This is a genomic window from Paenibacillus sp. PDC88 (genome assembly GCF_900106725.1).
In the GTDB taxonomy this organism is placed as follows: domain Bacteria; phylum Bacillota; class Bacilli; order Paenibacillales; family Paenibacillaceae; genus Paenibacillus; species Paenibacillus shunpengii.
In genome coordinates this window covers 95,178-108,446 of record NZ_FNNT01000008.1, presented here as the reverse complement: position 1 = coordinate 108,446, position 13,269 = coordinate 95,178, and the positions used below count along the sequence as shown (strand labels likewise).

At 47.8% G+C, this 13,269-nt stretch carries 13 protein-coding genes; 3 read left to right on the top strand and 10 right to left on the bottom strand.

Translation table 11 applies throughout. The annotated features are described in order from the left end of the window. Positions 1–142: 142 nt before the first annotated feature. Complete coding sequence (locus BLW49_RS21790; RefSeq protein ID WP_076315054.1) at positions 143–1,045, top strand: LysR family transcriptional regulator; 903 nt, start codon at positions 143–145, stop codon at positions 1,043–1,045. Between the two features lie 19 nt (positions 1,046–1,064). Further along, complete coding sequence (locus BLW49_RS21785) at positions 1,065–1,874, top strand: histidinol-phosphatase (protein WP_076315053.1); 810 nt, start codon at positions 1,065–1,067, stop codon at positions 1,872–1,874. Positions 1,875–2,084: 210 nt separating this feature from the next. On the opposite strand, the gene BLW49_RS21780 is transcribed toward BLW49_RS21785, so the two are convergent. The 8 genes from BLW49_RS21780 to BLW49_RS21745 form a co-directional block, all read right to left on the bottom strand. Next, the gene (locus BLW49_RS21780; RefSeq protein WP_090726858.1) at positions 2,085–3,056 is read right to left on the bottom strand and encodes a DMT family transporter; all 972 of its coding nucleotides are present in this window, start codon (positions 3,054–3,056) and stop codon (positions 2,085–2,087) included. Between the two features lie 16 nt (positions 3,057–3,072). Further along, complete coding sequence (locus tag BLW49_RS21775; protein WP_076315051.1) at positions 3,073–3,630, bottom strand: GNAT family N-acetyltransferase; 558 nt, start codon at positions 3,628–3,630, stop codon at positions 3,073–3,075. Positions 3,631–3,658: 28 nt separating this feature from the next. Next, positions 3,659–4,426 carry a metallophosphoesterase family protein gene (locus BLW49_RS21770; protein ID WP_076315050.1) on the bottom strand — a complete coding sequence of 256 codons (768 nt, stop codon included), beginning with the start codon at positions 4,424–4,426 and terminating at the stop codon, positions 3,659–3,661. A 54-nt stretch (positions 4,427–4,480) separates the two neighbouring features. Next, complete coding sequence (locus tag BLW49_RS21765) at positions 4,481–5,428, bottom strand: metallophosphoesterase (RefSeq protein WP_256209891.1); 948 nt, start codon at positions 5,426–5,428, stop codon at positions 4,481–4,483. Between the two features lie 27 nt (positions 5,429–5,455). Further along, positions 5,456–6,268 (bottom strand): AAC(3) family N-acetyltransferase, encoded by an 813-nt coding sequence (locus BLW49_RS21760; protein WP_256209890.1) that lies wholly within the window; start codon positions 6,266–6,268, stop codon positions 5,456–5,458. 153 nt (positions 6,269–6,421) lie between these two features. Beyond that, complete coding sequence (gene sdhB / locus BLW49_RS21755) at positions 6,422–7,195, bottom strand: succinate dehydrogenase iron-sulfur subunit (protein WP_090726854.1); 774 nt, start codon at positions 7,193–7,195, stop codon at positions 6,422–6,424. Positions 7,196–7,237: 42 nt separating this feature from the next. Further along, positions 7,238–8,983 carry a succinate dehydrogenase flavoprotein subunit gene (sdhA, locus tag BLW49_RS21750; protein ID WP_090726853.1) on the bottom strand — a complete coding sequence of 582 codons (1,746 nt, stop codon included), beginning with the start codon at positions 8,981–8,983 and terminating at the stop codon, positions 7,238–7,240. Positions 8,984–9,008: 25 nt separating this feature from the next. Continuing rightward, a complete protein-coding gene (locus BLW49_RS21745) occupies positions 9,009–9,671 on the bottom strand; it encodes a succinate dehydrogenase cytochrome b558 subunit (RefSeq protein WP_090726851.1) in 663 nt (220 codons plus the stop codon). Between the two features lie 348 nt (positions 9,672–10,019). Between BLW49_RS21745 and BLW49_RS21740 the strand changes: the two genes are divergently transcribed. After that, positions 10,020–10,916 (top strand): LysR family transcriptional regulator, encoded by an 897-nt coding sequence (locus BLW49_RS21740; protein ID WP_076315045.1) that lies wholly within the window; start codon positions 10,020–10,022, stop codon positions 10,914–10,916. A 14-nt stretch (positions 10,917–10,930) separates the two neighbouring features. Here the strand turns inward: BLW49_RS21740 and BLW49_RS21735 are convergent, their stop codons facing one another. Together BLW49_RS21735 and BLW49_RS21730 are read right to left on the bottom strand one after the other, a co-directional pair. Beyond that, positions 10,931–11,596, bottom strand: coding sequence for a potassium channel family protein (locus BLW49_RS21735; protein ID WP_076315044.1), 666 nt, complete (start codon positions 11,594–11,596; stop codon positions 10,931–10,933). A 23-nt stretch (positions 11,597–11,619) separates the two neighbouring features. Beyond that, complete coding sequence (locus BLW49_RS21730; RefSeq protein WP_076315043.1) at positions 11,620–12,966, bottom strand: TrkH family potassium uptake protein; 1,347 nt, start codon at positions 12,964–12,966, stop codon at positions 11,620–11,622. Between the last annotated feature and the right edge of the window lie 303 nt (positions 12,967–13,269).

The window sequence follows — 13,269 nt, the reverse complement described above, 5'->3', positions numbered from 1 at the left end:
AAACTATTGGACAAGCCACAGACACGATCTGCATTGCTCTGCCGCTTTCAATCGCCTATAATTTAATAGTGTACTTTCCTTTCATTAGAAAACAACGCGATAAGCGAATTATTATGCAACCTATGAAGTCAGGAGGCTAGTCATGAACATCAGTCAATTGGAGACACTGATTACGATTTCCAAAACGATGAGCTTCCGTAAAGCCGGAGAACTTCTTAATTTGACACAACCTGCCGTCTCAGCTCAGATCAAAAGCCTTGAGGATGAGTTTCGGACGGTGCTTGTTGACAGATCCCAGCCGGTCGCCCTAACGGACCGAGGTAAGGTATTTCTGAGCCACGCTGAACGGATTCTTGAAATTGTGGATGAACTGAAGCTCAAGCTCCTGGATCTTGATCAGAACCCACAGGGACATATTTTACTGGGCACAACCACATCTATCGCCATTCAAATTCTGCCACGCATTCTGTCTTATTTTCAAGATCAGTTTCCACAGATTAAGACAAGCATTCAATCCATGCCATCCTCACAAATCTATGAGCAAGTAGAGAGCGGGATGATTGACGTCGGAATCGGTTATCTTATTGAACGGAACCCTAATTTAAGCACCTCTACCCTGTACTATGACACATTTGAATTGGTTGTGTCCCCCAAGCATCCGCTGGCAAAGAAGAAACATGCTACGATTGATGCACTGGGTACAACGCCGCTCATCATGCTGTCACCGGATACAGTCGGCCGCCGGTTTGTAGATAATATCATGGATAAACACGGGATTGAGCCCAATATCGTAATGGAATTGTCCAGCAGTGAAGAAGTCAAAAGAATGGTGGAGCTGGATCTCGGCGCAGCCGTCATCTCCAAGCAGGCCATTGCCGCAGAGCTTCGTCTCGGGACGCTGGTCATGATCCCGCTCAGCGAGCTCGAGGTCAGCCATCCTGTTGGAGTCATTTATAAATCCAGTCGGTATTTAAATTCCGCGATGCAGCAATTTTTGAGCGATCTCAAAGGAATGCCGGAAACTCAGTTTGTAAGCTCGGAATAATGAAGAAGGAGGAACAGGAATGAAATTTGACCTGCATACGCATCATTTCCGCTGTGGACACGCCGATGGGAACATACGCGATTACGTGGAAGCCGGTATTTCCGCTGGACTTGCCGCCATTGGCATATCTGACCACACTCCCTATTTCGGCAGCGAAGAAGAACAACCCTTCCCGAAGATCGCGATGCCCAAAGCAGAGCTTCGTCATTATGTACAGGAAGTTCTGGACATTAAGAAGGAATATGAAGGGAAAATTGATGTCCTGCTCGGCATTGAATCTGACTTCTTTCCCGAAGTTGCACATATTTATCATGAGACGCTCAGCAAATATCCCTTCGATTATATCATCGGTTCTGTACATAGCACCGGCGGTGTGAGTATTTTTAACAAAAACAGATGGAAGGGATTAGACGATCAGACAAGCCTACAGGTAAAAGAGGCATACTATGACCTGATTCGGCAATCCGCGAGAAGCGGCATGTTTCAAATACTTGGACATATCGATGCCATGAAGGGGAATTACCCTGCGTTTGCCGACATTCCTGCGAGTAAGGCTATAGATGAGACCCTAAAGGTCATTGCTGAGGAGAAGATCGCTATTGAGATCAATACTTCAGGAAAGACTAAACTATGCGGGGGCTGGTATCCTGCTGACGAAATTCTGGAGAGGGCCCTTCATTACGGTGTATATGTTACGTTCGGATCTGATGCGCATAAGCCGTCTCGTGTAGGAGATGAATGGGAGGAAGTCCGTACAAGGCTGATCGACATCGGGTTTAAGGAATGGGTGTATTACAAACAGAAGCAAATGCAGATTGTTCCTCTATAATAGCCACTATAATAGCTGTCAGGCCGCATACTGCGGTCTTTCTTTATGTAAAAAGGCAAAAAAAGTGGACCCGCTTCTAAAATAAACGGGTCCCAACAGCATTGAATTTATATTATCAAAAAGGGGGTCATGTCAATAAGTTTACCCGCTCACTGTTAGAGTAAAGTTTCAGTAATATTTCATTTGTGTAACAAAGTACATTATTTTACATTACGAATGTTGTGTATCCCCTTTGGCTCTTGAAACCATCGTTTTAACCGTGACCGACCTGTTTACAATCAAGATTCCGCTGACAACGAGCGACAGTGAAATACCGACCCAGCCTGACATCTGCTCTCCAAGCAGAATGGAAGATAATATGACGCCAAATACCGGGATCAGGAACAGATACATCGATACACGTCCGACATCATTATATTTCATAATGGTATTCCAGATTCCGAATCCTACAGCCGACAATACGGCTAGATACAATAAATACATGAATAGAGTGCCGTTAATCGCAAAAGGAGCCGCACCGACCATCGGTACAGACACCACTATGAGCAGGATTCCGCCAAGTGCCATCTGTCTTCCCGTTAAAGATAACACAGGCTCATGTCTGCTCTCCTGCTTCGCCAGTACATTACCTACACCACCAAAAAGGGCAGAGCCCAGCAGCAGCAATTCTCCCCAGCCAAAGGAGAGACTGAGATCCCCTTTTCCAATGCCCACAGCAGCAATACCTAAGAATCCCAGCAGCAATCCGGTAATCTTCATTACAGTCAGTCGCTCTGCCGAATTTACGAAACGTACGGAGAGCATCTGAAACAAGGAGGTCGATCCGACGATGATGGACCCTTGTATCCCCGTGCTGTAGCTGAGTCCTACGTACAGCAGTAAATATTGAAGAAAGGTTTGAATGAGGGCTAGACGAGACAATCTGGCTTTGCCAAGCTTTTTACGATGTTCTGTTGTTGCTGTTCTTCGGGTGACCAAATAATGAAATATGATAAGCAGCAGACCTGCCAGTGTAAACCGATAACCTGCAAACAGCCACTGCGCCCCGTAATCTGCTGCACCAATTCCCAAATCCTCATATCCGATCTTTATAATCGGCATCGCACTTCCCCACAGCATGGTAGCGACGACTGCACTAATGACGATCCCTGCGGGGTGTCTAAACCATTGTTCTATTTTCATAGTGTACCTACTTTGATTATAATGTCTGTTCCTTTACATAAACGAGTATATCCTGTCCATTTTTTGGAAGCAGAGAGAAATGCTTATGTGTCCGCATATACGTCATTCCGTTCTTAATGAGAACCTTCTGGGAACGCTGATTATGTTCATGGCATTTGCCTTCAATTCGCTGAAGCCCAAGCTCCTCAAAGCCGAAACGGATCATTCGTCCGACCGCCTCCGTTCCATAACCCTGACCCCAATACCTGCGGTCAAACAAATACCCGATCTGTGCCTCCTTCTTATCTTCCTTCCATTGCTGGAATGAGATAACCCCGATCAGCTCGTCCGTTTCAAGGAGACATATACCATAGTGAACCGATTCAAGTCTCGCTCCGGATATCCATATTTCCTTTAGCAAGCGCCTAGCCCGAAGCTTAGTCGGCAAGTGTACACGATTTAAATACTTTATGACCTCTACATCATTCAAAAAGCGAAATATCGTCTCATCATCGCTCGGCGTAAGGCCTCTGAAGAGCAAGCGCTCAGTCCTCAGCACCGGCAGTCCTCGTCCTAACGCTTGCTTCGTGAACATGGTCGTATGCTCCTATCGTCCATTATCTTTATTTTTGTATACCGCGATAAACACCTGTGCGAATTTCATTAATGTAGAGATCCATATCCGGGGCACCCGAATTCAGTGCAATTTGAACTTCTTCCTCAATGCGATAAGGTACACGAATAAATTGGATATTAAAAGCTGCATCAGACGAGGACGACTTCTCTCCGAATTGCCCCATCGTAAGGTTCGTTCCTTCAAGAATACAGTAGGAAGCTTCCGGAATGTCCAGCGGGTTGCCTACGCTGCCCGCATTAAATAATACTTTGCCGCTGATATGCTGAAGATAAGCGTTATGCACATCTCCATAACCGACCACATCCGGCACGTCCTGCTCCAGCTCTTCAATGGATGCAGCAATCGGCGCGAACATACCGAGTCTCTCCTCTATGCTGTCCCAAGGCTGGACACGATGATATACGCTTACGGCCGAAGCATGCACCAATCGAATGGAACGCCCGCTGAGTCTGAAATGACAGCTAAAGGGCAATGAGGATAAATAGGATAGGCGCTCCTGACCAAGCCGATCTGCATGCCACTCAAAATGAAGCCCCTCCTGCCTTTTAGCCACAAGCTCATCCCAGTTGCCCCGCACAACGACTTCACAGTGTGCTCGGACACTGTCTAAGCAGGCTTCCGGATTCGGTCCTTTGCCCACCACATCACCAAGACAGAAGATACGCGTAATCCCGCGGTGGCGCATATCCGCCAGTACGGCTGTCCATGCGGTCATATTCCCATGAATATCGGAAACTATAGCGATTCGTTCCATCTCATCATTTCCTTTCTGTTATTGTTCGTCCCTATGCACTGATTCATGTGCAGATTACAAATGGATCATCGTCAGCTCGGGCTTGCATAGGAAACGGATGGGCAGCTGGGTCATACCCACACCCCGATTTACATACACCGGCATGGATGCCCCCTCTTCTCCGGTGTAGTACAGTCCTTGAATATATTTATGCGAGCCTCGCGGTGTCGTCAGAGCGCCGATAAAAGGAGCTCTCACCTGTCCTCCGTGACTATGCCCGGACAATTGCAGATCATAGGCGTATCCAGACGAAATATCGGCGTAATCCGGTTCATGCATAAGAAGAAGCGTAAATATATCTGCCTCCAGACCATCAAGTGCAGCTGCCGGATCAGGTACACCGTTCAAGGCATCGTCCAGGCCCGCGATGGCAATGATGTCCCCATTTCTTTCGACTGTAACATGCTCATTAACTAGTAATGTAAAACCCGCATCATGATACAGCTTTGCCAGCTTCTTATACTCCCGTCCACGATAATCATGATTGCCGAGCACCGCATACTTGCCCAGTGGGGCCTGCATAGATCGGAGCATGGGAACACACTCTGCCATCGGTTCGGCCTTCGCTTCTACCATATCCCCAGTAAAACAAATGATATCCGGAGATTGTTCTCTGACCGCCTTAGCCAATCGCTCCATATCCGATTTATCCATATGAAACCCCAGATGCATATCACTAAAATGGGCAACTCTCATCCCTTGAAAGCTCTGAGGAAGTCGGGGGAGCGTAAGGTTCACATGCTCCACTTCGAGATTTCGCGGCTCCCACAGCCAAGCGTACCCTCCCGTAAACAAACCGGCACCCGCGGTAAGTCCCAGCTTCATCACCTTCTTCAAGAAGCTTCTGCGGGAATGATGCTGCTTTGGTTTGCCAGGGAAAATGGCCGGAACTGTCTCACTTCCATCCTTGGGACGTTCAGGTTTATTATCCAGTTCCCTATTCGGGCGTGGTGTAAATTCCAAGCGTAATTTCCCCCTTCTAATGAAATGCTATAACTGCCTCTTTGACCTGAGCCACTCCGCAGCATAATCAACGAGTGCACGCTGCGGTGCCAGGAAGCAGGAGGCCTGCCTGATGTGACTTCTCGCATATATAGAGCCATCCGTCTGCTCATAATCATGTCCCAGCTTATCAAAATCATCGGAGCTGATATTATAATCACGATAAGTAATCCACTGCTTGCTGCCCTGCACAAGGACTGGAGCCTGCTGCTGGATTTCCTTCCTGCCTTTATATTCCGTTCGGTACTCAGCCAAATGCAATGAGGTATTTCGATCATGTCCGCAGCCGATTAACAAGACATAAGCATCCGCATCGTACAGCCGGGCAAGCGGTGATGACTCGCCCAGCGGATAATCATAGGCATGGTTCTCTAAAATATAGGGTGCAAGCCGTCCATGCGCCGCAAAGGACACATTCGGATGCAGACTACGCAGTACAGCACCGCTCTGCCTGAATGCATCAACAATAGCACCCATTCCAGAAGTCTCTGTCATATCCGGATCATATGCCGGCATTTCAGCACGAATAAGCTCCCACCACTTCGGGTCTGCAGGAGGGTTCATCCAAGTGGAGGGGTCCGTTAAATCCATTGACTGCGTCGGCATGACAAGAGTACCTTCCGGGCCCAGCACATCCTGGAGCGCAAGGACAACAGAAGGAGCGCCCCCTAGAATCCATCCTCCAAAGCTCTTTAGCGAGGAATGCACAATCAGCGTCATCCCGGGTCTGAGCCCCAGCTGGTAGAGCCCTTCGCTAATTTCGGTCCGGGTCACGGGTCTGTCTATTATGGGTTCCGTCAAAAGTATTGCACTTCCCTTCTTCAGTTAGTTCCGATTATAACACACTCCGGGTATCTGTATGGAGCCAAGGCAGGCATGGCTCTGCCAATATAAAGAAACTCCGTCTTCAGCATCAAGACGGAGTTCTTGCAAATCATATTACGAGGCGGGACTTTATGCGCCCAGCCAGCGTTTAAACATATGCTTGGTCGTATCCTTGTTCATCTCTGCAATGGAAGTTGTAAGCGGAATGCCTTTTGGACAAACTCTTACACAGTTCTGCGAGTTACCGCAGCCTTCAATTCCTCCATCCTCCATGAGCGATTCGAGTCTCTCTTCCTTGTTCATCTCGCCTGTCGGATGAGCATTGAACAAACGGACTTGTGAGATCGCTGCTGGACCGATAAAGTCTGTCTTGTCATTCACGTTAGGACACGCTTCAAGACAAACACCACAGGTCATACACTTGGACAGCTCGTAAGCCCACTGGCGCTTCTTCTCCGCCATTCGCGGACCAGGCCCCAGGTCATAGGTTCCATCGATCGGAATCCATGCTTTGACCCGTTTAAGTGCCTTAAACATGCGATCGCGATCAATAACCAGATCCCGTACTACCGGGAAGGTCTTCATTGGCTCAAGCCGGATCGGCTGCTCCAGCTGGTCCACGAGTGCAGCACAAGCTTGACGCGGCTTCCCGTTAATAACCATCGAGCATGCTCCGCAGACTTCCTCAAGGCAATTGGATTCCCAGCATACCGGAGCAATCTGCTTGCCCGAAGTATTCACCGGGTTGCGCTGAATTTCCATGAGCGCACTGATAACATTCATTCCGGGACGGTACGGAAGCTCAAATTCCTCAATATAGGAAGGAGAGTCCGGTTTATCCTGGCGGGTAATGACAAACTTTACACTTTTCACGGTTTGTTTATTTACAGCGGTTTCTGCCATGATGGTTCCTCCTTACTGTTTATAATTCATTCCTTGCTGCTCTTATTTGTCCTTGGAATAGTCACGGATACGCGGCGGAATCAGAGATACGTCAACAGGCTCATACGAAATTTCCGGTCCATCCGGCGTCCATTTTGCAAGACTCGTCTTCAGGAAGTTCTCATCATCACGATCCGGGAACTCCGGCTTGTAGTGCGCCCCGCGGCTTTCATTACGAAGCAGTCCGCCCAGCGTCATCGCTTCAGCCAGCTCCAGCATGTTCCACAGCTGTCTTGTGAAGGATGCACTCGTATTGTTCCAGCTGGATGTATCATTCACGTTAATGTTCTTGTAACGCTCTTTTAATTCCTTAATTTTGCCGATGGTCGCTTCAAGACGATCATTGTAGCGGACAACCGTCATATTGTCCTTCATCCAGTCGCCGAGCTCTTTATGAATAACATAGGCATTCTCCGTGCCTTGCATTTTGGTGATGCGTTCGTACTTCTCGGTCTGCTGCTTCTGATATCTGTCGAACACAGAAGAGGATACATCCTGCGCAGATTTCTTAAGACCTTTGATATATTCAACCGCCTTAGGACCTGCAACCATCCCTCCGTAAATCGCCGATACGAGAGAATTAGCGCCAAGCCGATTGGCCCCGTGGTACTGGTATTCACACTCTCCCGCTGCAAACAATCCCGGAATGTTCGTCATCTGGTTATAGTCGACCCACATACCGCCCATAGAGTAGTGAACCGCAGGGAAGATCTTCATCGGAATCTTGCGCGGATCGTCGCCCATGAATTTCTCATAGATCTCGATAATACCGCCGAGCTTAACGTCGAGCTCCTTCGGATCTTTGTGAGACAAATCAAGATATACCATATTTTCGCCATTCACGCCGAGCTTCTGGTTAACACACACATCAAAAATTTCACGTGTGGCAATATCCCGGGGTACAAGGTTACCGTAAGCCGGGTATTTCTCTTCAAGGAAGTACCAAGGTTTACCGTCCTTGTAAGTCCAGATACGGCCACCCTCACCCCGTGCCGACTCTGACATCAGTCTCAGCTTATCATCACCCGGAATTGCTGTCGGGTGAATCTGGATGAATTCTCCGTTCGCATAAGTCACACCTTGCTGATACACCGCACTCGCCGCTGTACCTGTATTAATAACCGAGTTCGTCGTCTTACCGAAGATAATACCGGGACCGCCAGTTGCCAGAATCGTTGCATCCGCTGCGAATGTAGCGACCTCCATACTGCGCAGATCCTGAGCCACAATCCCGCGGCATACGCCTTCATCATCCACAACCGCCTGCAAAAACTCCCAGTGCTCATGCTTCGTAACAAGACCTGCTGTCTCCCAGCGGCGTACCTGCTCATCCAGAGCGTACAGAAGCTGCTGACCTGTTGTCGCACCTGCAAACGCGGTACGGTGATGCTTAGTGCCTCCGAAACGGCGGAAATCGAGCAGCCCTTCCGGTGTCCGGTTAAACATAACGCCCATCCGGTCCATCAGGTGAATGATGCCTGGTGCTGCTTCACACATCGCTTTAACTGGAGGCTGATTCGCCAAGAAATCACCGCCATAGACGGTATCATCGAAGTGAACCCATGGAGAATCGCCCTCCCCCTTGGTGTTAACTGCGCCGTTAATACCGCCTTGGGCACATACGGAGTGAGATCTTTTGACAGGTACAATAGAAAATAGATGAACGTGGACTCCTGCTTCTGCAGCCTTGGTTGTTGCCATAAGTCCTGCAAGACCGCCGCCCACGACAATAATGTTGGATGTAGCCATTTCTAGTTCACTCTCCTCTTACAGCTTAGACTGTTACTTTCAACATTTCGATTACAGCAGATGCATCAAATTCCACAGAGCGGAAGGCAAATAGCGATGCAACAAACATAATGGAGCAGACTGCGAACAAGCTCATGCATACGTACGACGATACGCGCTGTGCACGAGGTCCGCGCGTAATTCCCCAGCTAACAAGGAACGCCCACAGACCGTTAGCAAAGTGATACGAAGCTGCCACGACACTAATCAGATAAATAATGAAATAGACCGGATTCGTTACAATGCTGTGCATCAGCGCACCGAGCTCATCATGGCTCACCTCACCCAGGAATACCTGAACGCGTGTCTGATAAACGTGCCAGATCACGAATACGAAAGTAATGACGCCGGATATACGCTGAAGCATATATCTCCAGTTGCGCTCATTGTTGAACCTGCCTACGTTCGGCTGGGCCTGATACGCAATGTACAATCCGTATACACCGTGATACAGCATAGGGACATAAATCACGAAAATTTCCATCAAAAGCAGCAGCGGAAGGCTGTTGATCAAATTTACTGCAGACTGAAACCTCTCCGGCCCGCCTTCAACAGCTGCAAAGTTCGAGAACATGTGCATAAGAAAAAACACACTCAGAGGGATGAGGCCTAGAAGCGAGTGAATCTTTCGGGCATAGTAACCTTTCATAAACTGACTTTCCCCTTTCCATGTACAGCGTTTTCATATTTGAATTTGGAAGATAAAATGAACGAAAGATCATGCACCCCGTCAAACAAATAATATATCCTATAGGGGAATGGTTCATGAAAGCTCATGATGTCTCCGGTTCAAATTATCTGGATCACACAGTGACCTGCTAGTTCACTAAGGCTCGACAAATTTCTAGTTTTTGCTTAACTTGTGAACAACCTGTGTCGCTATAATGTTACTCTTTTTTTTCTTATAAGGGAATTGCAATATAATTATTAAATGTTATAACTATAGGGTATAAGTATATATATGTTTATAAACGGTGAATAGGAGGATGAAGCATCTATGTATGAAGAAATGCAGGCATTTGCCACTGTTGTTGAGCAATCCAGTCTTAACCAGGCCTCCAAGCTGTTAAACCTGTCACAGCCTGCTCTGTCCCGCAAGATCGCCAAACTGGAGGATGAACTTGGTGTTACCCTTTTTAATCGGGTCGGCAAGAGATTGGAGCTGACCTCCATCGGAAGGCTTGCTTATGATTTTGCGATTGAACAGCAGCAGCAGCAGCTGAAATTTCTGCAAACACTGGCCCAATTCAAGGACGATACGGACAGCGCTATCACACTGGGGGCCAGTTTAACGACACTGCAGACGACGCTGCCTCCGCTCATTACAGCATTTATGGACAACCATCCGCATGCGGAGATCAAGCTTGTTACAGGCAAGACCCATGAAATTGTATCCAGTGTGCGCGACAAGCAGGCTGACGTAGGCATCGTCGCTTCTTCCATTAACGAACCCGGACTAAACTGTCTTCCTCTCTTCGACGACCATTTGGAGCTCGTTGTCGCCAGCACACATCCTCTAAGTGGACAAGCATCCCAAATGGATGATCTTCAAAAAATGCCAATGATCACCTTCTCCAAAGGTACCTGGTATCGCAAATTAACGGATGATCTGTTCCACAGATCAGGAGTCATGCCGGATATCCGGATGGAAATCGATTCCTTTGAAGCCATTGTACGTCTGCTTCCAACCTGCAAGCTTGCCGCCCTGCTCCCCAAATCCTATTTGAGGCCGCAGCTGCTCGCAGACAATGACTTGGTCACGGTTCATATTCCTGAGCTTCGACAAACAAGACGGACGACCTGCATGATCTATGGACAAAAAGAAGAGCTAAGCGCGACAGCCAAGCAGTGGATTCACGAAATACGTGAATTTTTCGCTGCAAAGCGCGGTTAGCTCAGGGAATATTCTTATTGGCTGATGACTTCTTCGTCAAAACGCTCAATGTTGTCATTGGTCCCGATAATAATCATGATATCTCCAGTGTGCACATGATCGAGTGCAGTTGGTGCAATAATGATGCCCTCATTCTTCTGAAGAGCAACGATGCTGCAATTGTATCTGGCTCTCGAATTCAGCTCGGAGAGCGTCTTGCCATCCAGACATCTCGGAACTGTCATTTCGACAATGCTGTAATTGTCAGACAGGTCAATATAATCGAGCAGATTCGGCGTGACAAGCTGGTGTGCAACCCGTTTGCCCATATCTCTCTCCGGATAGACAATCCGGTCCACGCCCAGCTTCTCCAGCGCCCTGCCATGCAGCAGCGAGATGGCTTTGGCAATGACCTTTTTCACACCGAGCTCCTTCAGCAGGATGGCCGACAAAATACTCATCTGAATATCGTCGCCAATCGCCACGATGCCGCAGTCGAAATTGCGGATGCCCAGTGAACGAAGCGTATCCTCATCCGAAGCGTCCGCGACGACCGCATGAGTCAGGAACTCACTCATGTCATTAACGATCTCCTCATTGCGGTCTATACCCAGGACTTCATAACCATTCTCTACGAGTTCCATTGCCAGACTGGAACCGAAGCGGCCGAGCCCAACAACAACAAATTGCTGATTTTTCATAACGTTAGTCTCAAATCTCCTCTTTAGCCAATAATAATCTTGCCTTCTGGATGTCTATACAATTCCTTGCTCTTTCGATTGAGCGCATAAGCGAGCGTTATCGGCCCAAGACGACCTGCAAACATCGTCAGGCAGATCAGCAGCTTGCCAATGGTCGTCAGCTCAGGTGTAAGCCCCATGGACAGCCCTACCGTTGCAAATGCCGATGTTGTCTCAAACAAGATCATAAGAAAGCGTGCATCTTCCGTAGTCGATAAAATCATTGTTACACCCACCACCAGGAGCAGCGAAATCATTGTAATGGTCAGGGCCTTAATAATTCGTTCCTGAGCCAAACGGTAGCGGAATATGACGACATCATCCCGGCCTCGTACCATGGATAGCACGGCACCGACAAGAATGGCAAATGTCGTAGTCTTGATCCCGCCCCCAGTCGATCCCGGAGAAGCCCCGATAAACATCAGCAGAATGATAAAAAACTGGGTTGCCTGGCGTAAGCCCGCGATATCAAGCGAATTCGCGCCTGCCGTCCTCGATGTGACAGACTGAAAAAAGGAAGCTAGTACTTTTCCTCCGGCATCCAGTCCGACCAAAGTCTTCGCGTTGCTAAATTCCAAGATAAATATAACGATAGCACCGAAGACAATCAGAAAGCCTGTGATCGACAATACTACTTTGGAATGCAGTGACAGGATGCGTTTTTTTCTTTTTCGAAGCTCCAGTACATCGGAGAGAACGACGAAGCCAAGACCACCTGAAACAATCAATACCATCGCGATGATGTTGATGAACGGGTCATCCACATACAGCGTCAGACTCCGATACTCACCAAAGATATCAAAGCCTGCGTTGTTAAACAAGGATATTGCGTGGAATACGCCAAAATATACTGCCTTGCCGATACTCATATCAAAAGACCATCTAAGCGCAAACAAAACAGCCCCTACTGCTTCAATCGTCAATGAGTAGAACAATACTTTACGGACCAGCTTAACAATGCCTTCAATCGAACTCTGGTTGAACGCTTCCTGCAGGATCAGTCTTTCCCGCAGCGAAATCCGCCGCCTGAATACGATGGCAATCAAGGTGGCCATGGTCATAAATCCCAGACCGCCGATTTGGATCAAAAACATAATGACGACTTGGCCAAATACAGAAAAGTCATATCCGGTGTCCAGTATGACAAGTCCGGTCACACATGTAGCCGATGTCGCTGTAAACAGCGCATCAATGAACCCTACACTTACTCCGTTCACGCTCGATACAGGCAGCATTAAGAGAAGGGTGCCCATCAGGATAATGCCGGCAAAGCCAAGCACCAAAATCTGCGGTGGATTCAATTTAAAAAGACGGTGCTGCTCGTTAAGCACGGGTTCACCTCGTTTTATATTCCTATCATCAAAAAAGAACCAACCTGCCCTTAAAGTCCAGGCACTATTGTATTGGTTCCCCTGTTTTCACTTTAGGATTCGGTTAATTGCTTCTCATTTGAAGTTCAACCACGATTATAAGACTTTCAGGAAAGCGTGACAAAATCAAAAACATCTTAATTTCACTAAAAAAGTGCAAAAATGAATATACTTCTTTAAAGTCAACATATTATGAAACATTATTGGACATTTTCATGCTTGTAAACCGCTTTCTCAAGGATTTGCTCTATTCATTGGCTTTGA